20 protein-coding genes are annotated in these 22,043 nt (G+C 65.7%); 16 read left to right on the top strand and 4 right to left on the bottom strand.

Annotated elements, in window-relative coordinates; translation table 11 throughout:
* Positions 1 to 55 precede the first annotated feature (55 nt).
* Positions 56 to 487 (bottom strand): universal stress protein, encoded by a 432-nt coding sequence (locus tag P0204_RS14790; RefSeq protein ID WP_276180590.1) that lies wholly within the window; start codon positions 485 to 487, stop codon positions 56 to 58.
* Positions 488 to 715: 228 nt separating this feature from the next.
* On the opposite strand from P0204_RS14790, the gene thrS reads away from it, so the two are divergent.
* From thrS to P0204_RS14775, 3 genes are read left to right on the top strand one after another with little or no spacing between them, the layout of a single operon-like run.
* Complete coding sequence (gene thrS / locus P0204_RS14785; RefSeq protein WP_276180588.1) at positions 716 to 2,644, top strand: threonine--tRNA ligase; 1,929 nt, start codon at positions 716 to 718, stop codon at positions 2,642 to 2,644.
* A gap of 39 nt (positions 2,645 to 2,683) precedes the next feature.
* On the top strand, positions 2,684 to 3,718 hold the full coding sequence (locus tag P0204_RS14780) for a DUF7972 family membrane protein (protein WP_276180586.1): 1,035 nt from the start codon (positions 2,684 to 2,686) through the stop codon (positions 3,716 to 3,718).
* A gap of 37 nt (positions 3,719 to 3,755) precedes the next feature.
* A complete protein-coding gene (locus P0204_RS14775; RefSeq protein WP_276180583.1) occupies positions 3,756 to 5,681 on the top strand; it encodes an SLC13 family permease in 1,926 nt (641 codons plus the stop codon).
* Between the two features lie 106 nt (positions 5,682 to 5,787).
* Here P0204_RS14775 and P0204_RS14770 read toward each other — a convergent pair whose 3' ends face one another.
* Positions 5,788 to 6,636 carry a PspA/IM30 family protein gene (locus P0204_RS14770; RefSeq protein ID WP_276180581.1) on the bottom strand — a complete coding sequence of 283 codons (849 nt, stop codon included), beginning with the start codon at positions 6,634 to 6,636 and terminating at the stop codon, positions 5,788 to 5,790.
* Between the two features lie 118 nt (positions 6,637 to 6,754).
* Here P0204_RS14770 and P0204_RS14765 point away from each other — a divergent pair, with 118 nt between their 5' ends.
* The 6 genes from P0204_RS14765 to guaA all read left to right on the top strand — a co-directional run bounded on the left by P0204_RS14765 (position 6,755) and on the right by guaA (position 12,173).
* Positions 6,755 to 7,369: an alpha/beta hydrolase gene (locus P0204_RS14765; RefSeq protein ID WP_276180578.1), complete on the top strand. Its 615-nt coding sequence runs from the start codon at positions 6,755 to 6,757 to the stop codon at positions 7,367 to 7,369.
* A 48-nt stretch (positions 7,370 to 7,417) separates the two neighbouring features.
* On the top strand, positions 7,418 to 8,257 hold the full coding sequence (locus P0204_RS14760) for a hypothetical protein (RefSeq protein WP_276180575.1): 840 nt from the start codon (positions 7,418 to 7,420) through the stop codon (positions 8,255 to 8,257).
* Positions 8,258 to 8,308: 51 nt separating this feature from the next.
* Entirely contained in the window at positions 8,309 to 8,491 is a 183-nt protein-coding gene (locus tag P0204_RS14755) for a hypothetical protein (protein WP_276180573.1), read from the top strand.
* 52 nt (positions 8,492 to 8,543) lie between these two features.
* Entirely contained in the window at positions 8,544 to 9,515 is a 972-nt protein-coding gene (locus P0204_RS14750) for a DUF7972 family membrane protein (protein ID WP_276180571.1), read from the top strand.
* A gap of 79 nt (positions 9,516 to 9,594) precedes the next feature.
* The gene (gene pyrG / locus P0204_RS14745) at positions 9,595 to 11,256 is read left to right on the top strand and encodes a glutamine hydrolyzing CTP synthase (protein WP_276180569.1); all 1,662 of its coding nucleotides are present in this window, start codon (positions 9,595 to 9,597) and stop codon (positions 11,254 to 11,256) included.
* Entirely contained in the window at positions 11,256 to 12,173 is a 918-nt protein-coding gene (gene guaA, locus P0204_RS14740; RefSeq protein ID WP_276180567.1) for a glutamine-hydrolyzing GMP synthase, read from the top strand. The genes pyrG and guaA overlap by 1 nt, the downstream gene beginning before the upstream one ends.
* A 30-nt stretch (positions 12,174 to 12,203) precedes the next feature.
* Here the strand turns inward: guaA and P0204_RS14735 are convergent, their stop codons facing one another.
* Positions 12,204 to 13,169, bottom strand: coding sequence for a beta-ribofuranosylaminobenzene 5'-phosphate synthase family protein (locus P0204_RS14735; protein WP_276180565.1), 966 nt, complete (start codon positions 13,167 to 13,169; stop codon positions 12,204 to 12,206).
* Positions 13,170 to 13,268: 99 nt separating this feature from the next.
* Between P0204_RS14735 and P0204_RS14730 the strand changes: the two genes are divergently transcribed.
* The 6 genes from P0204_RS14730 to P0204_RS14705 all read left to right on the top strand — a co-directional run bounded on the left by P0204_RS14730 (position 13,269) and on the right by P0204_RS14705 (position 18,311).
* Complete coding sequence (locus tag P0204_RS14730) at positions 13,269 to 14,126, top strand: DUF8073 domain-containing protein (RefSeq protein ID WP_276180564.1); 858 nt, start codon at positions 13,269 to 13,271, stop codon at positions 14,124 to 14,126.
* 126 nt (positions 14,127 to 14,252) lie between these two features.
* On the top strand, positions 14,253 to 15,980 hold the full coding sequence (ilvD, locus tag P0204_RS14725; RefSeq protein WP_276180563.1) for a dihydroxy-acid dehydratase: 1,728 nt from the start codon (positions 14,253 to 14,255) through the stop codon (positions 15,978 to 15,980).
* 94 nt (positions 15,981 to 16,074) lie between these two features.
* Positions 16,075 to 16,821 (top strand): mechanosensitive ion channel family protein, encoded by a 747-nt coding sequence (locus tag P0204_RS14720; RefSeq protein WP_276180561.1) that lies wholly within the window; start codon positions 16,075 to 16,077, stop codon positions 16,819 to 16,821.
* A 67-nt stretch (positions 16,822 to 16,888) separates the two neighbouring features.
* A complete protein-coding gene (locus P0204_RS14715; protein WP_276180559.1) occupies positions 16,889 to 17,128 on the top strand; it encodes a hypothetical protein in 240 nt (79 codons plus the stop codon).
* A 42-nt stretch (positions 17,129 to 17,170) separates the two neighbouring features.
* Complete coding sequence (locus tag P0204_RS14710) at positions 17,171 to 17,617, top strand: peroxiredoxin (RefSeq protein WP_276180557.1); 447 nt, start codon at positions 17,171 to 17,173, stop codon at positions 17,615 to 17,617.
* Between the two features lie 52 nt (positions 17,618 to 17,669).
* Positions 17,670 to 18,311 carry a hypothetical protein gene (locus tag P0204_RS14705; protein ID WP_276180554.1) on the top strand — a complete coding sequence of 214 codons (642 nt, stop codon included), beginning with the start codon at positions 17,670 to 17,672 and terminating at the stop codon, positions 18,309 to 18,311.
* A gap of 34 nt (positions 18,312 to 18,345) precedes the next feature.
* Here the strand turns inward: P0204_RS14705 and P0204_RS14700 are convergent, their stop codons facing one another.
* Entirely contained in the window at positions 18,346 to 19,716 is a 1,371-nt protein-coding gene (locus P0204_RS14700) for a sensor histidine kinase (protein WP_276180552.1), read from the bottom strand.
* A 361-nt stretch (positions 19,717 to 20,077) separates the two neighbouring features.
* On the opposite strand from P0204_RS14700, the gene P0204_RS14695 reads away from it, so the two are divergent.
* On the top strand, positions 20,078 to 22,003 hold the full coding sequence (locus P0204_RS14695) for a cation:proton antiporter domain-containing protein (RefSeq protein WP_276180550.1): 1,926 nt from the start codon (positions 20,078 to 20,080) through the stop codon (positions 22,001 to 22,003).
* Positions 22,004 to 22,043: the final 40 nt, after the last annotated feature.

Genomic DNA, 22,043 nt, shown 5'->3' with positions numbered 1-22,043 from the left:
TAAGTCCCGGACGGTCCCCAGGGCATGGCCGAGAACTGGATGTCGGCAACCCGGCTCACTCGATGTGAACCACGAGCACCGGAACGGGTGCGCTCTCGGTGACCCGCTCGGTGACGCTGCCCAGCGTCGAGACGCGGTGGCGACCGGTCCGCCCGTGGGTCCCCATCACGATCAGGTCGATCCCCTCCCGCTCGGCGTACTCGACGATAGCCTTGTCCGGGATCCCCTCCTCCATCGACGCCGACACCTCCAGGCCCGCCTCTTCGGCCCGGACGGTGACGTCGTCGAGGGCGACCTGCCCCTCCTCTTCGAGGGACTGGCGGACCGTCTCCTTCGCGTCTGTGTCGGCCGCCCGGTACTGGCGTTTGTCGACGACGTAGAAGCCGTGTACTACGGCGTCGTTGTCGCGTGCGATCGAGACCGCGTGCTCGACCGTCTCCATCGTCCCGGAACTCCCGTCGGTGGCGACGAGGATGTCGTCGTACATACAGTTGCGCATGGACGCCGGCGGTACATAGTTGTCCGTGCCGACTCCCAGTCGTCGGCGACGGTCCCGCTTTCGGTCAGCCGCTCGACTGGACGATAGGGCCGTTCACAATACAGTAGGGATGTCGGTAGAACGGGACCAGAAACTGATAGAACCACGACCCCGTCGTCTCGGAGTGACGCGGCCGTCTCAATACACTTATCCCCGGGGACTATCCTAATCACGGATATGAGTACGGTCACGGTTACGCTGCCGGACGGCTCCACGCTAGAGATGGCCGCCGGCAGCACGGTCGAGGATGTCGCCTACGAAATCGGGCCCGGGCTCGGAGACGACACCGTCGCCGGCGTCGTCGACGGCGAACTCGTGGACAAACACGACCCCATCGAGAGCGACGTGGAACTGGAGATCGTCACACCGAGCAGCGACGAGTACCTCGACGTCCTGCGTCACTCGGCCGCCCACGTCTTCGCGCAGGCGCTCCAGCGGTGCTACCCCGAGGCGACACTGACCATCGGACCGTGGACCGACGACGGCTTCTACTACGACGTCACCGGCGTCGACATCGACGAGGACGACCTCGAAGCGATCAGCGAAGAGGCCCAGGAGATCATCGAGGCCGACTACGAGATCGAGCGCGAGCTAGTCGACCGCGAGGAGGCCTTCGAACGCTACGAAGACAACCCGTTCAAACAGGACATCCTGGAGACCGAAGCCGCCGGCGAGGACCCCGTCTCCTTCTACGAACAGGCCGACTTCTACGACCTCTGTCAGGGACCCCACGTCGAGTCGACCGGCGAGATCGGCGGCTTCGCGCTGCTCGAAATGTCGGCGGCGTACTGGCGTGGCGAAGAGGACAACGAGACGCTCACCCGGGTGTACGGCACCGCCTTCCCGACCGAGGACGAACTCGACGAGTTCCTCGAACGGCGACGCAAGGCCCAGGAGCGGGACCACCGCAAGATCGGCCAGGAGATGGACCTGTTCTCGATCGCCGAGACGACGGGACCGGGGCTCCCGCTGTACGAGCCAAACGGCAAGAAGATCCTCAACGAACTCTCCGACTACGTCGCCAAACTCAACCGTGACGCCGGCTACGACGAGATCGAGACCCCACACGTCTTCCGGACCGAACTCTGGAAGAAGTCGGGCCACTACGAGAACTACGTCGACGACATGTTCCTGCTCGACGTCAACGACGAGGAGTACGGCCTCAAACCGATGAACTGCCCGGGCCACGCGACGATCTTCGAGCAGAACTCCTGGTCGTACCGAGACCTCCCGGTCCGGTACTTCGAGGACGGGAAGGTCTACCGGAAAGAGCAACGCGGCGAACTCTCGGGGCTCTCCCGGACCTGGGCCTTTACGATCGACGACGGCCACCTGTTCGTCCGGCCCGACCAGATCGAGGAGGAGGTACTGGCGACCGTCGACATCATCCTCGACACGCTGGATACGTTCAACCTCGATTACACCGTCCAGTTCGCCACCCGGCCCGAGAAGTCCGTCGGCGGCGACGAGATCTGGGAGAAAGCCGAGAGCCAACTGGCGTCGGTGCTGGACGAGCAGGAGATCGACTACGTCGTCGAGGACGGCGACGGGGCCTTCTACGGCCCGAAGATCGACTTCGCCTTCGAGGACGCGCTGGGCCGACACTGGGACGGCCCGACGGTCCAACTGGATTTCAACATGCCCGAGCGGTTCGACCTCTCCTACACCGGCGAGGACAACGAGGAGCACCGCCCGGTGATGATCCACCGCGCGCTGTATGGCTCCTACGAGCGGTTCTTCATGGTGTTGACCGAACACTACAACGGGAAGTTCCCGCCGTGGCTCGCCCCCGAGCAGGTCCGTATCCTCCCGGTGTCCGACGACAACATCCCCTACTGTGAGGACCTCGCCGAAGAGCTCGACGGCTTCCGCGTCGAGATCGAGGACCGCTCCTGGACGGTCGGTCGGAAGATCCAGCAGGGCCACGACGACCGGGTCCCGTACATGTTCATCATCGGCGACAACGAGGAAGACGCCGGGACGATCTCGGTCCGGGACCGCAAGGAAAACGAGGAGAAGGACATCGACCTCGCGGAGTTCCGTGACCACCTGACGACCGAGGTCGACCAGAAGCGCACCGACGTGACCTTCTTCGCCGGGCGGTAGACCCCCCGACTTTTCCCGCCGGCCCACGACGGCGTTCGCATGGCAGACGACCAGCCCGACGGCCGGTTCCGCGAGCGAGGGGACGAGCGGTCGAGCGTGTTGTGGTTCGTCCTCGACGCCGACCGCTGGCTCGTCAGCGGGCTGTTCTCGGCCCTCGTCCTGGTCGGAATCGTCGCCATCGGGACCCTCCACCCGACACCGGCACGGACGCTACTGACCAGAGGTGACCCGATCGAGACGCTGTATCAGGCCCTCGTCACGGCGACGATCACGGGTGTCACTCTCGTGTTGACGCTGAGCCAACTCGTCCTCTCACAGGAACTGGGGGCGGTCGGCGATCAGCGCGAGCGCATGGAGGGCGCGATGGAGTTCCGGGCGGACGTGGCCGACGCCGTCGGCGCGGCGGCGAGTCCCGCCGAACCATCCGCGTTCCTCCGGTCGCTCGTCCGTGCGACGGCCGAACAGGCCCACGCGATCGAGGACGCGGCCGAGGCGGAGTCCCTCGACCCGGAACTCGACGAGTTGTTGTCGACGTATCTCGATTCGGTGATCGGAAACGCCGAATCGGTCGCCAGCCAGCTAGATGGGGCCGCCTTCGGCGAGTTCGACGTCGTCAGGGCGGCACTGAACTACAACTACTCCTGGAAGCTCTACGCCGGTCGGCGCATCCGGGAGACCTACGCCGGAGCGCTCCCCGGGACGGTCGACGACGAACTCGCCGAACTGGTCGAGACGCTGGAACTGTTCGGTCCGGCACGAGAGCACTTCAAGACGCTATACTTCCAGTGGGAGCTGTCGACGCTCTCCCGGACGCTGCTGTACGTCGCCGTCCCGGCCCTGGGGGTCGCGATCTCCGCGTTGCTCTTTCTGGACCCGCAGGATATCACTGGAACGACGCTCGGGATCGCCGACTCCCTACTGCTCGTCGCGGTGACCACGACGGTCGCGCTCCTGCCGTTTACGATCCTGCTGGCGTACATCCTCCGGATCGTCACCGTCACCAAGCGAACGCTCTCGATCGGCCCGTTCATCCTCCGTGAGACGGACCGGTCGGTCGACGTCACCTGGGACTAGGACTAACCTTTTCTACCCGTCGCGTGTCACGGGCGGTATGCCGCCGCTCTCGATGGATACGTTGGTCGTCTTTGCGCTCGTCGCCGTCGCCCTGGTGCTGTTCGTCACCGAGTGGCTCCCGCCGGATATCACCGCCATCGGCGTCCTGGTCGCACTGGTCGCTCTGGAGCCCTACACCCACGTCCCTCCCCGGGAAGCGATCCTCGGGTTCGCGAGCCCCGCGGTCATCACCATCCTCGCGATGTACATCCTCAGTGCCGGCGTCGAGCAGGCCGGGGTCGTCGACTGGCTCGGGGCGAAACTCGCGGACATTACCGGAGGCGACGAGGGACGGCTGCTGGCCGCGATCGTCGGGACGACGTCCGTCAGCGCCGGGTTCGTGAACAACACGCCCATCGTCGCGGTCTTCATCCCACTCGTGACCGGCCTCTCGGATCGGTACGGGATCTCGCCGTCGACGCTGCTGATGCCGCTGTCCTTCGCAGCGATGCTCGGCGGGACTCTCACACTGATCGGGACGTCGACGAACCTGCTGGCGAGTGATCTCTCAGCGGAACTGCTCGGCGAACCGTTCTCGATGTTCACGCTGACTCCCGTCGGCATCGTCGTGCTGGTCGTCGGCGTCGGCTACCTGTTGACCGTCGGTCGCAGGCTGGTCCCCGCACGGCTCCACCCCGCGGCGGACTTCACCGAGGAGTTCGACATGGATCGGCACCTGGCACAACTCCAGATCCGCGAGACGTCGCCGCTGGTCGGGCTGACGGTCACCGAAGCCCTCGAACAGTCGGTCACCGATCCGGTTGCGGCGGCGGCCACGGAGACGCGTGGCCAACCCATCGATCCCGACGCCGGGATCGAGGAGATCGCCGCCGTCGGGACCGCACTCGACATCGACGTCCTCCAAATCGATCGTAACGGGGAGTCGTTCTTCGCGACGGCGACCGATCGAACGCTGGAACCCGACGACGTGCTGACCGTCCGTGGGAACCGCCAGGCCGTCAACCGGTTCGCCGAGACGCTCGGCCTCCGACAGCTCGCCCGCGAGTCCGTCACCGAGGCGCTCCTGGCCGAGAGCGGCCACGCTGGCGTCCTCGCCGAGGCCGTCGTCGATCAGGAGTCCCGCCTCCGGGGACGGACCCTGGCTGATGTCCAGTTGCGTACCCGGTTCGACGTGACGGTTCTGGCGATCCGTCGGGGCGACGAGATATTCCGCGACGGACTGGGCGATATAGAGTTTGCGGCCGGTGACACACTCCTGCTCCAGACGCCACCCGAGGGGGTCGCTCACCTCCAGGAGGAAGGGTACCTCGTGTTGACCGAGGGGCCACCCGAGCTGTTCGACGGTATCCACGACGACGAGTCGCCCCAGCTGGCACCGGAAGCGCTGCTTCCCTTGGGCCTCCTCCTGGCGGTGATCGTCGTGGCGGCACTCGATCTGCTGCCGATCTACATCGCCGCGCTGGGCGGGGTCGTCACGATGGTCGCCACGGGGATACTGAGCGCTTCGAAGGCCTACGACGCGGTTAGCTGGAACGTCGTCTTCCTGCTCGCGGGACTGCTCCCGCTCGGACTGGCGATGCAGGAGACCGGCGGCGCCGCCTTCCTCGGTGGCCTCCTCTCGACCGCGGGTGGGGTACTCCCACCGCTGGCGTTGCTGGCCCTGTTCTACCTCCTGACCGCGGTGCTGTCCAGCGTCATCACGCCCGTCGCGACAGTGGTCCTGATGATCCCCGTCGCCGTCGCGACCGCTCAGGACATCGGGGTCAACGCGCTCCCGTTCCTGCTGATCGTCACCTTCGCCGTCGCTACCGCGTTCCTGACACCGGTCGGGTACCAGACGAACCTGATGGTGTACGGCCCCGGCGGGTACCGGTTCACGGATTACACCCGGGTCGGCCTCCCGCTCCAGTTGCTGCTCTGTGTCGTGACGACGCTCTCGGTCGCCGCGCTCTGGCCACTGTGAACCGGGACAGAACAACCACCCTTTCGCCTGACCTCGCCGTCCTGCCGGGCGTCGACACTGGCGGTCGGAAACGAACGCGGGACAGAGATCTCTCCTGTCCGGCCGCTCAGTTCGTCTTCTCGTCGTCTTTCAGCTCTTCGAGTTCCGCGTCGACCTCGCCGTCGGAGACCTCCGGTGTCTCGACGTCGACGTCACCGTCGCCCGCTAGTTCCTGTTCGAGATCGCTCTCGGTGTCGGTCTCCGTGTCGGACTCGTCGGCCTTGCCCATCTCGGCTTTCAGCGTGTCCAGTTCGGCGTCGACCGCACCCTGCTGTTGGACATCGTCGAGTTCCCGTTCGAGCGAACTCTTGTCCGAGAGTTGGTCTTCGAGGACACCGTCGTCCCGGAGTTCGTCCATCGCCTGTGCGCGGGCCTCCATGTCCTCGGTGCGCTCCTCGGCGCGTTCGATCGCGCGGTTGACGTCCTCCATCTCGTCGCCGGCGCCGGTCATCGCCTCGTTGACCCGCTTTGACGCTTTGGCCGCCTCGTGGCGGGCTTTCATCGTCTCCTTTTTCGTCCGGAACTGCTCGATCTGCTTCTGGAGCTCGTTTTTCTGCTCGACGAGCTGGTCCTGCTGGGACTGGAGCTGACTGATCTGGGACTCCAGTTCCTCGATCTGTGTCATCTTCTGTTTTTTCTTCTCCAGGGCCTGGCGGGCCAGGTCCTCGCGGTCCTGTTTGACGGCCTGTCGGGCCTGTTCGTTGTGTTTCTCGACGTTCTCTTCGAGCCGTCGTTTCTGGATCTCTAAGCGTTTCTTCTGGGTGGTCAGATCGGCGATACCCTGCTTGACGTCCTGTAGTTCGTTGCGCAGCTGTTCGTAGCTGTAATCGAGGGTCTCGGTAGGGTCTTCTGCCCGGTTCAGGACGGCGTTGAGCTTCGACCGGATGACGTACGACGCGCGCGAGAGGATTCCCATATGGTCTGATTCGTGGCTCCTGACTTAAATTTCTTACATGGTGTTTCACCCGGAGAGAGTTTTCGAGACGAACCGGCCCGGTCGACAGGTTCAGGCCGGCAGCGATCGACCGTCCGGTATGAGCGACGTGGTCCACGTCCCCGGCGGCCGGCACGTCGTGGGCTCTCTGGACGCACCCGACGCCGACGCGGTGGTCGTCGCCTGTCCGCCCCACCCCCAGCACGGCGGCTCGCGGTCGGACCCGCGGCTCCGCGGAGTCGGTGACGCGCTCGGGCCGGCCGTGGCCTGTCTCCGGATCGACTACGGCCCCTGGGACGAGGGCCACGGCGAGCGCGTCGACGCCGAGAACGCCCTCGCGTGGGCCGTCGACAGCTACGACGCGGTCGGCTTGTTCGGCTACAGTTTCGGCGCGGCAGTGGCGCTGTGGGCGGCTGCCGAGTGCCGGGGCGACGACCCGGTCGGTCCACGGGCCTGTTCCGTCCTCGCACCGCCGGCCGGACTGACCGCCGACCGTGAGACGGTCGAGGCCGTCGGCAACATCGGGTGTCCGCTCCAAGTCGTCTACGGCGAGCGCGACGAGACGGTCGCCTGGGAGCCGGTCGTCGAGCGAGCACGCGACCGCGGCGGGACAGTCGAGTCTGTCACGACCGGCCACCAGTTCGCCGGAGAGCACGACGCGGTCGCCGACCTGGCGGCTTCGTTCCTCCGAGCACATCTCACACCGGGGCCGTGATCTCGCACCCACCCGAAGACATATCTCTCAGCCGGAACGAACGCCGCTGTGCGCCGCCCGTTCCTCCCCCTCGTCGTCGCACTGGTCGTCGGCCTCGTCCACGCTGTCGCAGTTATCGGTGTCCAACTCCGGTACGGCTACGACGTCGGTCCGGCAGCGTACCCGCTACACATGAGGCTGTGGCGCTACGGCGGGCTGGTCGTCCTCGGCGCCGTGCCGGTCTGGCTCGCGCTCCGGTACCGACTGGTCACGCCGTTGGTGCTCGTCGCCGTGCTGGCCGCCCTCGCCTTTCAGGCCGAACTGACGCCGCCGGACCCGGTGTTCCGTGACGTCGCCGAACTCGAACCCGGCCTCGATGCCCCGACCGGCATCACCGTCGTCGAGAACGGCCTCCACCTCGCGAAGTACGCGGGACCGTGGTACGTCTGGACCGTCGGGGCCGGACTGCTCGGGCTCTGGGAGGCTGTCGTCCGCCAGTCCCACGAGTGGCTGCCGGATTCGCCGGCCTGGACGGGGGCGGTGGTGGCGAACCAGTGGCCCGTGGTAGCCGTGGCCGGCGTCGCCCACGCGCTCGCCTCTGTCGCGTACGCCTGGGGCTGGGGGATGTCGGGGACCCCGCTGGGAGCCATCTGGGCGTTCGTCGGCGGCGTCGCCATGGTCGGTATCCCGGTGTACTACCTCCTGGCCGACGACGTCGTCTGGCCCACGTTCGTCGCCACACTCCTGTTCGTCAACAGCGTCCACTCACAGCAGTACGCCGGTCCCGGCGATCCTCACGCGCTGTACGCCGGCGGGTGGTTCTTCTTCCTGGGGATCGCGTTGCTCCCCGGCGGGGCCGAGTACGCCCTCCGACGCGTGGGCGAACGGTTCGGCTGGCGACCGGTGTGAGAGTAGAACTCGCCCGGTATCCTTATAGTATATAATGATAAATAGGTATATATGTCGACGGCCCGCCAGCAGCGTGTCTCGCGAACGACCCGTCACGGGATGGTATCACTGACCGCCGGGTTCATCGCCGGTGTGACCCTCTTTTTACTGATCGGTGCGGGCGTCAACGACGCCGTCATCTCGGCGTTGTCGCTGGCAACGATCGCCACGATCAGCCGACTCCTCTCGCTGTGAGGCGCTGCCGAGACCCACAGCCTTTCGGTACACCATCCCTTCGTGGCGATAGATGCCAGCCCGAGAAGGTCTCGTCGGTCGGACGCGTCGGTGGCTCCTGCTGGACGGGCGCCGGCTGGTCGTCACGGCCACGCTACTGGTCGGTATCGGCCTCGTCCTGGGGCCGATCGGCCACACCGTCGCCGGCGCGACCGGCGATGGCCTCACCGGCACACATACGCTCTCGTCCCTGCTTTCGACCCAGCTCAGCGGCGTCTTCCTGCTGGTCTCGATCGTCGTCTCGATCAACTCCCTGTTCGTCTCCAACGAGCAACAACCGCTGGGCCAGCAACTCGACCGCATCCAGGAAGTCGGCGCGTTCCGGCGCGAACTGGAGTCGACGACCGACAAGGCGATCAGTCCGACCGAGCCGGCCCGGTTTCTCTCGGTGCTGACCCAGACGGTGCTGACACAGGTCCAGGCTCTGCAGGACGACCTGGCCGACGCCGACGCCGATCTCCAGGCCGACGTGACTCGGTTTCTCGAAGGTGTCACCGAACAGACCCGCGAGGTGAGTGACCGGCTCTCGGCGGCTAACACCCCCTTCGGTATCGTCCGGGCGACGATGGAGTACGACTACGGCCGGATGAGCCACGACCTCCGGCAGATCCGGACCGACTACGGGGACGACATCCCCGAGTCGGCCCGCGAGACCATCGAGACGCTGCTGGACCTCCTTGAGTACTTCGCGACCGCCAGGGAATACTTCAAAACGCTGTATTTCGCCCGTGAGTTCGCCGCGCTGTCGAAACACCTCCTCTACGTCGCCATCCCGGTCATCGTGTTGCTCGCCTTCTTCCTGTTGCATCTCGACGACTTGCCCAATACCCATCTACTGGTCCTGTCGGTTCACACGGTCGGTTACGCCCCGTTCGCGCTGCTTGCGGCCTACGTCGGCCGCGTGACCACCGTCTCACAGCGGACGGGTGCGGCCGGCCAGTTCGTCCTGGACCACTCGACGGACGGCCCCTCGCTGGACGACTGATCGGGGCCGGCGGTTGACACATGCTCACGAAGCAGGGTGGTCCCGAAACCGTTTTGACGACCCACGGCGCACCGTCGGTATGCCGACCGAACCCGAAACGGACTACGACCCTGAGCTGGGTCGGAAGTTCATCTTTGTCACGGGCGGTGTGATGTCAGGACTGGGGAAAGGCATCACCGCCGCCAGTACAGGCCGATTGCTCAAGAACGCCGGGTTCGACGTCACCGCCGTCAAGATCGATCCGTACCTCAACGTCGACGCCGGGACGATGAACCCGTTCCAGCACGGCGAGGTGTACGTCCTGAAAGACGGCGGCGAGGTCGACCTGGACCTGGGCAACTACGAGCGCTTCCTCGACATCGACATGACGTTCGACCACAACGTCACCACGGGGAAGACCTACCAACACGTCATCGAGAAGGAACGCGCCGGTGACTACCTGGGCCGGACCGTCCAGATCATCCCCCACATCACCGACGACATCAAACGGCGCATCCGCGAAGCCGCCGAGGGCAACGACATCTGTATCATCGAGGTCGGCGGCACCGTCGGCGACATCGAGGGGATGCCCTACCTGGAAGCACTGCGTCAGTTCGCCCACGAGGAAGACGAGGACGACATCCTCTTTACTCACGTCACGCTCGTCCCCTACTCCAAGAACGGCGAACAGAAGACCAAGCCCACCCAACACTCCGTGAAGGAACTGCGCTCGATCGGGCTCCAGCCTGACGTGCTGGTGGGGCGGTGTTCTGACAAACTCGACATCGACACCAAGGAGAAGATCGCGCTGTTCTGTGACGTGCCGACCGAGGCCGTCTTCTCGAACCCCGACGTCGACGACATCTACCACGTTCCGCTGATGGTCGAGGAAGAGGGACTCGACGAGTACGTCATGGAACGGCTCGACATCGCCGACGAGGCCCTCCCCGAGGCCGAACGGGAGAACCGCTGGCGGGAACTGGTCACCCAGCAGACCGACGGCGAGGTCACCATCGCCCTGGTCGGCAAGTACGACCTCGAAGACGCCTACATGTCGGTCCACGAGGCGCTGAAACACGCCGGCCTGGAGGAGAACGTCGACGTCGACGTGCGGTGGGTCGACGCCGAGAAGATGACCGATCGCCACGCCGACCGGATGCGAGACGCCGACGGCATCGTCGTCCCCGGCGGGTTCGGCTCCCGGGGCACCGAAGGGAAGATCGAGGCGATCCGCTACGCCCGCGAGAACGACGTTCCCTTCCTCGGACTCTGTCTGGGCTTTCAGATGGCCGTCGTCGAGTACGCGCGAAACGTCCTCGGCCTCCACGGAGCCCACTCGGCCGAACTGGACGAGGACACCCCCCATCCCGTCATCGACATCCTCCCGGAGCAGTACGAGGTCGAGGATATGGGCGGGACGATGCGACTGGGTGCCAACGAGACCGACATCGAACCGGGGACGCTCGCGGCCGCACTCTACGGGAGCGACTCCTGTACTGAACGCCACCGCCACCGCTACGAGGTCAACCCCGAGTACATCGAGGACCTGGAGGAGGCCGGCCTGGTCTTCTCGGGCCGGTCGGACAACCGCATGGAGATCCTGGAACTGGCCCCCGAGGAACACCCGTACTTCATCGGGACGCAGTTCCACCCCGAGTTCCGGTCGCGGCCGACCCGGGCGAGTCCGCCCTTCGTCGGCCTGCTGGAGGCGATCCTCGACGAGGAGCCACACAGTGTGGAGGAACAGGAGGTGAGCCACTGATGGTCGACGTCGAGTCGTTCATCGAGGACGCCAAAGCCGAGATCGCCGAAGAGATCGGCGACAAACACGCCGTCATCGGACTCTCGGGAGGAGTCGACTCCTCGACGGCTGCCGCGCTGGCCTACGAGGCCATCGGTGACCAACTGACAGCGGTCTACGTCGACACCGGACTCATGCGGAAAGGCGAGACCGAGGAGATCCGCGAGACGTTCGACTACATGGACTCGCTGCGGATCGTCGAGGCACAGGACCGCTTCCTCGACGCGCTGGGGGGCGAGACCGACCCCGAGGAGAAACGGCACATCATCGGCGAGCAGTTCATCCGGGAGTTCGAGACCGTCGCCCGCGAGGTCGACGCCGACTACCTCGTCCAGGGGACGATCTACCCCGACCGGATCGAGAGCGAGGGGACGATCAAGTCCCACCACAACGTCGGCGGCCTCCCCGAGCGCATCGACTTCGACGGGATCGTCGAGCCGATGCGGGACCTCTACAAGGACGAGGTCCGCGAGGTGGCGCGCGCGCTCGACCTCGAGGCGATCATCTCCGAGCGGATGCCGTTCCCCGGTCCCGGACTAGCGGTGCGGATCATCGGCGAGGTCACCGAGGAGAAACTGGAAGTCGCCCGCGAGGCCAACCACGTCGTCGAGGAGGAACTGACCGAGTACGAGCCCTGGCAGGCCCTGGCGGCGGTCATCGGGAAAGCTACCGGCGTCAAGGGCGACAACCGCGTCCACGGCTGGGTCGTCGCCGTTCGCTCGGTCGAGAGCCGCGACGGGATGACCGCCCGCGCCCAGGAACTGGACTGGGAGACGCTCCAGCGCATCCAGAGCCGCATCACCGGCGCCCACGAGAACGTCGCCCGGGTCGTCTACGACGTGACCCACAAGCCGCCGGCGACGATCGAGTACGAGTAGGCGAGGCGGTGTTTTTCGACGGGTTCGCGATCACTCGGTGAGGTCGGCCCCGGTGTTTCGCGGGGCGACGACCCGAACCGTCCCCTCGACACCCGCGGACGCCAACGCGTCCTGGCCCGCTCTGCGCGCCGTCTGCTGTTCGTCGACTGTGGTGAGTCCCCAGACGGTCGGTCCCCACGACGACTGGCCGGCACCGGTGATCGCCGGCACGTCGTTCAACCGCTCGACGAGTTCGCCCGCCGGCGGACGGTAGACGCCACCTTGCTCGTCGGCGTACCAGGCCCCGTTGAGCCGGCCCAGACGGGCCGCGGCAGCCCCGAACGCGCGCCGGTCCCGTGTGGCGATCGCGGGGAGGAGCTGTCGAGTCAGTAGCGTCGAGATCTCGTCTGCGATCCCGGGATCGGCACGCTCGACAGCGTCGCGCATACTCCGGTCCTCCGACGCGCCGCTGCGTCCGTGCTCGACGTCCGGCACGACGAGGAGGAACCGCCAGTCGGCTGGAACGTCGTGGCGGGCCAACACCGGCGGGACCTCCCAGTCGCCCTCGGCTGGCGGTTCGGCGGTGAACCGCTCGGTCGGGTGGCCCCCGTCGACGACGAACCCACCCTGGAGGAAGGTTGCGACGCCGATGCCGCTTCGTCCTCCACGACCCAGTGCCGGCGCGTAGCTCCGTGCGTCGGCGGTCAGATCGTGAGCACGGGCGACGGCGATCAGCGCCGCCAGCGAGAGCTGCGTTCCGCTCCCGAGTCCGACGTGGCGCGGGAACCGCTCGGTGACCGACACCGCCGCGCCGGGCACGTCCAGTACGTCGACCACACGCTCGACGTACGGCCGCGCAGCCTCGTCGTCACACCGGAGTTCAGCGGCAGGCTCGGCCTCGACGACGAGCAGCGGCTCCGCCAGCGCGAGTCCGACACCACCGTAGAGTCGTTCGTGTGCCAGCGCGAGGTTCTGGAACCCGAAGTGGAGTCGCGCGCCGGTCGTGACCGTCGGCATGACCGGCGGTTGGCCGCGACGAGGAATGAATGTAGCGACCCCGCGCCGGCCGGCGAAACGGCCGAAAAATACATATCGACCAGTAGACTACCTCAGCATATGTCAGTCGACACGGCGTTGCGGGCCCTGGCCGATCACCTCGATACGTCGGCCGGCGCCGGGACCGCTGTCGAGCACGTGTCGGCAGCGACCGACGGCGAAGAACTCACGACGGAGCTGACGATCGAGTTCCCGCTGGAACTGGCGGCCGGTGCCGAGACGGTCACTGTCACGGACAGCGAGTACAGGGACGGGAGTGTCCACGTCGATATCTCGATGACTGTCGACGCTGAGACCCTCTGTGGGACGACCGCCGACGGGGGAGATCGCGCCGTACCGAGCGTTCAGGACACCGAGACTGCCGCCGGAAGCGAGGAGACGGCCGAGCGGAACGCCAAAACGGGTCCCGGGGCCGGCGACACTGGGGGCGTCCCCGCGTACAAAGACCCCGAGCGGCTCCGAGAGGTCTACGAGGAGAACAACTCCTTCGCGGAGATGAAAGACGCCCTCGACGTGGACGTTACTGCTCAGACCGTTCGGCGAAACATGATCAAACACGGGATTCACGAGCCCGAGACGAACGCCGGGGCCGAAGCGGACGACAGCCCCGAACCCGACGACGCCCGTCCGGCCGCTGAGCCGGAGTCCCGGGCGTTCGACGACGCCGATCTCCCCGAAGGGATCACCCCAGAGGACGTCCGCGACGCGGCCGCGGAGTCGAGTTCCCTGCACGGCGCACAGCTCGCCCTGGACCTGGACATGAGCGAGACGCGGTCACTGCTGAAGGAGTTGGGCGTCCTCGAACACGTCACCGGACGGATCGCCGACCACGAGGACGATCCCGACCCCGCCGAGATCGAGCGCCAGATATACGACTCGCTGACAGCGCGTGCCGACGGCGGCGAGAACGACGACTGATTTGCTGGTCCCGGGCGATCGGTACGCCGTACCCTGCTCCCGAGAGGCTCTCCTGTCACGGGCAGCCGTGGGTGACGGTACCGCGACTACAAGTTATTTAAGGTCGCCCGCGGCTTCGGTGGTGATATGAGCCAGCAGGAACACTACGAGAAACCGGAGAAAAACCCCGACCTCCGGAGCAACGAAGTCACCGAAGGGCCGGAACACGCCCCCCATCGGGCGATGTTCCGCGCGATGGGCTACGACGACGAGGACCTGGCCTCCCCGATGATCGGCCTGGCAAACCCCGCGGCGGACATCACGCCGTGTAACGTCCACTTAGACGACGTGGCCGACGCTGCCTACGACGGCATCGACGACGCCGGCGGGATGCCAATCGAGTTCGGGACCATCACCATCTCCGACGCCATCTCGATGGGGACCGAGGGGATGAAGGCCTCGCTCATCTCCCGGGAGATGATCGCCGACTCCGTCGAACTGGTCTCCTTCGGCGAGCGCATGGACGGGCTGGTCACCATCGGCGGCTGTGACAAGAACATGCCGGGGATGATGATGGCCTCTATCCGGACGGACCTCCCCAGTGTCTTCCTCTACGGCGGGTCGATCATGCCCGGCGAACACGACGGCCGCGAGATCACCATCCAGAACGTCTTCGAGGGCGTCGGCGCCGTCGCCGAGGGCGAGATGAGCGAGGCCGAACTCGACGAGATGGAGCGCAACGCCTGTCCCGGGGCCGGCTCCTGTGGCGGGATGTTCACCGCCAACACGATGGCCTCGATCTCGGAGGCGCTCGGGTTCGCCCCGCTTGGCAGTGCCAGTCCGCCGGCCGAACACGAGTCCCGCTACGAGGAGGCCCAGCGGGCGGGCGAACTCGCCGTCGAGGTCGTCCAGGAACAGCGCCGTCCCTCCGATTTCCTCTCGCGTGAGTCCTTCGAGAACGCCATCGCGCTGCAGGTCGCCGTCGGTGGATCGACCAACGCCGTGCTCCACCTGCTCGCGCTGGCCGCCGAGGCCGGCGTCGACCTCGACATCGAGACGTTCAACGAGATCAGCAAGCGCACGCCCAAGATCGCCGACCTCCAGCCCGGCGGCGAGCGGGTGATGAACGACCTCCACGAGGTCGGTGGCGTCCCGGTGGTCCTGAACGCACTGTACGAGGCCGATCTCCTGCACGGCGACGCACTGACGGTTACCGGCAACACCATGGGCGAGGAACTGGAGGCCTACGACCCGCCGGCGATCGAGGAGCTAGACGCCGACTACCTCTACACCGTCGACGAACCCAAAAACGAGCAGGGCGCCATCCGCATCCTCACCGGTAACCTCGCGCCAGACGGCGCCGTCATCAAGATCACCGGCGAAGACCACCTCCACCACGAAGGTCCAGTCCGGGTCTTCGACGAGGAGGAGAACGCCATGCAGTACGTCCAGGAGGGCCACGTCGAGTCCGGTGACGCCATCGTCATCCGCAACGAGGGTCCCCAGGGCGGCCCCGGGATGCGCGAGATGCTCGGCGTCACCTCCGCCGTCGCCGGCCAGGGCCACTCCGAGGACGTAGCCCTGTTGACCGACGGCCGCTTCTCCGGCGCGACGCGGGGCTTCTCGATCGGTCACGTCGCCCCCGAGGCCTACGTCGGTGGTCCGATCGCCGCCCTGGAGGACGGCGATCAGATCACGATCGATATCGACAACCTCGAACTGTCGATCGATCTCACCGACGAAGAGATCGAACAGCGCCTCGACGACCACGACCCCGAACCCCCCTACGACAACGGCGTGCTGGCGAAGTACTGCCGGGACTTCGGTTCTGCGGCCAACGGCGCCGTGACCAACCCCGGAGTGAAGTGGGACTGAGATCGGTAGCGTGCGGGCCTGAGCGCGGAATATATTGCTACCGTCGAATTTAAATACTATCCCGAACCACTCCGGAACAATCGTGTTCGACGGAGTGACAGCAGCTGACGAACTGGTGAACAGTACCGATCGATCGGTCTCGGGCGTCCCGTTGCAGGCGTCACGACCGGCCGAACCGCTTCTCCCGGAATTAAGCGCCAAAATCGCGGGCGTCATCGGTGCCATAGAGCCGACCGTTACTGTCGTGTTTGCCGTCTTCGTCCCGCTGTTCGCTCTGTTCGTTCTCGGACCGTGGGTCGGTAACCGGGTCGTGGCCGTCACGCGACGCATCGACCTCGGGGAGGCGATCATGGAGACACCACTGGGCGGGGCGTTCGTCTCCTCTAGTGAGGTACACGAACTCCTCTCGGGGATCGTCACCGCGCTGTTCGTGCTCATCGGGCTCGTGGTATCGCTGAGTCTATTGGAGTTCAACCGGATGGTCGAGTGGGCTATCGCCGGTGCGCGGTACGTCCCGTCACTGTTCGGTGGCGTGGTGATCCTGTTGGTCGGATTCGTCGTCGCCGGCTACGTCTCTCGCTCGATAAAGGACACCGAGGTCGTCGGCGAGACCGATTTCGCGCCCCCGCTCGCACTGGCTGGACGCGCCGTCGTCTACTTCACCGCAGTGTCGCTCGCGCTGGACGCGTTCGGATACAGTACGGCCATCCTGAACACGATGGTACAGGCAGTCGCGATCGGACTCGGGTTAGGTGTGGCCATAGCCCTTGGCATCGGGTTCGGTCTCGGCAGTCAGGAGTACGTCGCCGAGCGGATCGGCGGCTGGGTCGAAGACGGGTAACGGGTAGGCGGACGGGACCACGGCCCGAGTCACAACATCCGAATATCTGGACGCCGTAGTTATCGCTGTGCCAGAGACGTATCTGTGTGCGAACTGTCGTGCGACGGTCACCAGGGAGTTCAGCGTTCGGTCGGTCATCCGGACCTGTGAGGAGTGCGGTCGGAACGGCCGGTTCCTGCACACGTCACTAGTCGACTCACTGGAGTCGATTCCCGACTCGGACAGACCCGACGAGTGGGAGACGATGCCGCTGGACGAGCGGTTCACGGACGCGCTCAAGCGAGGGCTCATCCAGTTGACCCGGTGACGGACCCGAACCCGTATTGTGTCGCCGCTCCAACGACCGGGTATGCTCGAACCCGGAGCCGACGCACCGGCAGTCAGCGCGACGAACCAACACGGAGAGACAGTTACCCCCGACTTCTCGACGCCGACGGTCGTCTACTTCTATCCCAAAGACGACACGCGGGGCTGTACCGTCGAGGCCAACGAGTTCCAGGCCGCGTTGCCGCAGTTTCGGGAGGGCGGAATCAGCGTCTACGGCGTCTCGATGGACGACGTCGAGAGCCACGCCGCGTTCGCCGAGAGCGAAGGACTGTTGTTCGATCTGCTTGCGGACCCCGCTGGCGAGGTCGCCGCTGCCTTCGGCGTCGACACGAGCGCGGGTCACACCGGCCGGCACACGTTCGTCCTCGCCGACGACGAGGTGGTAGCGGTCTACGATTCCGTCGACCCGAACGGCCACGCCCAAGACGTCCTGACCGACGTCCGCAACGAGTTCGTCCGCGGTGGCTGAGAGGGGACGTTCCGCCATTTTTAAGCCGTAGTTTGCTCGATTACGAGCAACAGTGTCCGGGGGTGGGGACGACCGATGGTCCGCCCGGCGTATCCTCTATCAGCTCCCGGTGACGGTCCTCGCAATCGCGGGGATCGGCTGGCTCCTCGTCAGCAACGGCATCGACTTCACCGACGTGTTCCACGTCGGGGGTGCCGGGACGCTGTTCAACCCGTTCGTCTACACGGTGAACGTCCTCTTTCACGACGACTGGGCACACTACGCGGGGAACATGCGGCTCTGGCTCCCGTTCGGCATCCTGTTGACGCTCATGACCAGCAACCGCCACGTGCTGGGCCTGGTCGTGGTCACCAACTTCCTGACGATCCTCGTCGCCATCACCATCGAGGGGCCGGGCGTCGGTATCAGCCACGTGGTCCTCGGGGTCGCCGCCGCGACGCTCGTCCGGTCGGCGGGGTACGCCTTCCAGAACGCCTCGACGGCCCTCTTGCAGTACGTGATCGCCGGTCTGCTGATCCCCACGGCCGGGGGACTCCTGCTCGTGATGATCCTGGCGGGGCCACGCTGGATCGGCGACTTTCATCACTTCCTCGGGTTCCTGTTCGGCGGCGCCATCGAGTCGATCTACGTCTTCGGTGACCGCGAGACGGAACAGGAGTCCGAGCGAGCAATCCCGCGTAACCTCGGGCGCTGACGGGACAGCGGCGGCCAGGCCAAAGCCCGCTCGTTCACTCGTGAAGCTCGACGTTCACGATGTCGAAGCGTATCCCACCGTCGGCAACCTCCGAGAGTTCGATCTCCCAGCCGTGGTTCTCGGCGATCGTTCGGGCGATATAGAGCCCGAATCCGGTGTTGCCCTCGACAGTCGTGTAGCCGGCGTCGAACACCCGTTCCGGCGGCTCGACGTCGACACCTGGCCCGTCGTCCGCGATGAAGAACCCGTCCGGTGTCGCTCCGACGGTAACGGTGACCGACGGACCGACGTGTTCCAGTGCGTTCTGGAAGAGAAACTGCATGAGCAGCCCGGCGGACTCCTGGTCCGCGACGAGGCGAGCATCGCTTTCGATCCGGAGTTGGGCCTGACTCTCGGCGAGGGTGTCCCAGACCTCGCGGCTGAGCCGGGAGAGCCACACCGGCTCCTGGTCGACGATTTCGGTCTCCTGTGTCGAGAGGGAGACAACGGTGTCGACGACAGCCGAGATGCGGGCGAGTGACGCCTCGATGTGGTCGAGTTCCTCGGCATCACAGTCGAGGAGTTCGAGGCGTCCGTGCGCGATCTGGAGTTCGTTCCGGAACTTGTGGGCAGCCAGGAGTGCGACTTTCACCATCCGCTCGTGTTGGCGGCGCAGGTCACGTTCACGTGTCTTCCGGGTGGTGATATCCTGGGTGAGCCCGACCAGTCCCCGAATGTTATCGTCGGCGTCGTACCAGGGGACCTTCTTCGTGAGGACGTACTCGGCACTCAGGCCGAGGAACTCCTCGACCTCGATCCGGTCGGTCTCACCGTCGAGGACAGCCATCTCGTCACGGTAGGCCGCTTTACTGTGTTCGTCGACCAGTTCACCGACTTCGAGATCCGTGAGCCCGATCCGGTCGGTCGGCTGGTTGAACCCACGCCCCATCATGACGTGTCTGGCCGCCTCGTCTTTCGCGTAGAGGTGATCGGGCATCTCGTTGAACAGCGAGAGCAACAGTGTCTCCATCGGCGACGGCTCCCGACCGGCGACCGACGGTGCAGCGCTGTCGAGCGCGGCTCGAACTGCGGCCTCGACCGACGGGTCGCGAACAGTTGTGACATCGAGCGCGGTCGCGCCGATTTCGTCGGGCACCGTCGTCGGATCGACGCCGACGAGGACCACCGGGAGATCGGGGAACAGTTTCGTTACGCCGCGTGCGATGTCGACCCCTGCCTGCCCGTCGACGTGTTCGGGGAGGACCAGACAGTGGTACACTTCGGTTGTCAGCCTGTCGAACAAGTCGGTGAGCGTGGTCAAGACAGTGGCCGAGACGGACGATTCGGCGAACGTCGCCCGAGCCGCCTCGGCGTCGACACCGTTCCCAGCGACCAGCAGAACCGATCGTTTCTCGCAGTCCCCCATCGTAACTAGGATACTGAGACGGATTCACCTCATTGTTTCGGCAGATCCCGTCGATTGCGTCCCGCTGTGAGAGAAGTCCCTGTTCACCGAGGCGACAAAAACGGCCACCGGGCCACCACAAGCCGGACCGACGGTTCGATGATGCGAAGCGCGGGCCGCCGTGTTCGGGCTGACCGATTCCCTCTCGCTGCTGAGCCCGTCACAACCACCCACCGTCGGGACAGTGCCACGGGATGATAGGTCGACTTGGAGACGGGTCGGACCCGCCAACAGAGAATAGTTAAGTTCGCCCTCTCCGTTCGTGTCGGTTGTATATGGCTGTTCGATATCCGGATAGACAGCAGTCACGACGCTCTCGACGATGAGCGGGGCTCTCACGCTCTTGGGGCCGGTCATCACCATCGTCGCACTGGGGGTCGCTGCACAGGTACTGGCCGATCGCCTGGAAGTGCCGAGCGTCCTCTTTCTGATCCTCGCGGGAATCGCCGTCGGTCCCGAGGGCGTCGGCTACTGGCTCCCGGTGGCCGCCCAGACGCTGCTGGGGTCGGAGACACCGGCGTGGATCGCGGCGATCGATCCGATCGTCACCCGAGAGTCGTTCGGCGACGCCCTGCCGGCGATCGTGAGTTTCAGCGTCGCGATCATCGTCTTCGAGGGCGCCTTTCACCTCCGGATCGAACGGCTCCGACAGGCTCCAAGGGAGACGATCCGGCTTGTCACTATCGGGGCAGCGATCTCGTTGCTCGCGACGGCAGCCGTCGTCTACGCCGTCCTCGGCGCTTCCTGGCCGATCGCACTGCTGATCGGCGCGTTGCTGGTCGCGACTGGACCGACCGTGATCACGCCGATCATGAACGTCATCGCGGTCCGGGAGCGGGTATCCTCGACGCTTGAAACGGAAGGTGTCGTCAACGATGTCGTGGCGGCGATCCTCGCGGTCGTCACGTTCGAATATATCGTACTGGCAGACAGTGGCCTTCTGCGATTCATCCGGGAGTTCGCGTTCCGTCTCGGCGTCGGCGTCCTCGTCGGCTGTGCAGTCGCCGTCCTCGTGTGGTATCTGCTCAGCCGCACCGAACTCACCGCCGAGAACGCCCCGCAGAACGCCCGCTTGATCGTCCTCGTCGCGGCCCTCGTGATGTACGGGCTCGCGGACGCGGTGGTCGCGGAGGCCGGGATCGCCGCCGTCGCGGCCGGTGGACTGGTCCTGGGGAACGTCGATCTGTCCTACCGCGAGGAGATCGAACAGTTCAAAGGCGACGTGACGCTGCTGGTGCTGGCGTTCGTCTTCATCACGCTCGCCTCGCTGCTCTCGATCGGTGACCTCCTCTCGCTGGGGCTGGGGGGAATCGTCGTGGTCCTCGCCGTGATGGCCGTCATCAGGCCCGTCGCGGTCGCGCTGTGTACGGTCGGCGACCGGTTTACGCTCGCCGAGCGGATCTTTATCGGGGCGATCGGTCCGCGTGGGATTATCCCCGCCAGTGTGGCGACGCTGTTCGCCCTAGAACTGCAACCGACGAACCCCGAGGCTGCGACGACACTGGTCGGGACGGTCTTTCTGGTCATTTTCGCGACCGTCGTCGTCGAAGGCGGGTTCGCCCGCCACATCGCCGAAGCACTCGACGTGATCCCAATGCGTGTCATCATCATCGGTGGTGGGCGTGTCGGTACCGCGCTCGCCGAACGACTGGAGGACAGGGGCGAAGATATCGTTATCGTCGATAACGACGAACAGGCGGTCGAAGCCGCCAGAGAAGCGGGTTTCGCCGCGAAGCTCGGCGACGGCGGGGACAAGGACGTCCTCCGGGCAGCCGGCGCCGAGAACGCGAAGGTCGTCGCCTGTGCGACCAGCACCGACGACGTGAACCTCCTGATCGCACAGCTGGCGACGACCACCTTCGACGTCGAGACGGTCGTCTCCCGGGTAAACGATCCGGGTAACATCGACGCCTTCGAGGCGCTGGACGTCGAACCGATCCAGACCGGCATGTCCGTCGCGTGGTCGATGGACAACGTCATCGAGCGGCCGGCTATCTCGAAGTGGATGACGGAACTCGATCGGATGGGCGACGTCCAGGAGGTCGAGATCAGCCGCGACGAACTCGACGGGATGACCGTCGCAGCCCTGACCGACGAACTCCCCGACGACTGCCACCTCGCGTTGATCAGCCGGGACGGCGACAACCACATGCCACACCGCGACGACCAGGTGTATCTGGGCGACCACGCGACCTTTATCGGTCGGACTGAAGCAGTTCGTGAAGCTATCGACTACTGTGCGGCGTGACCACTGCTCGGGCGCAGCTTACCGAGAACGGTTCTGAAGG

The organism is Haloarcula halophila (assembly GCF_029278565.1).
GTDB classification, from domain to species: Archaea; Halobacteriota; Halobacteria; order Halobacteriales; family Haloarculaceae; genus Haloarcula; species Haloarcula halophila.
The sequence above is the reverse complement of the archived record's forward strand: the minus strand, read 5'-3'. Positions and strand labels throughout refer to the sequence as shown.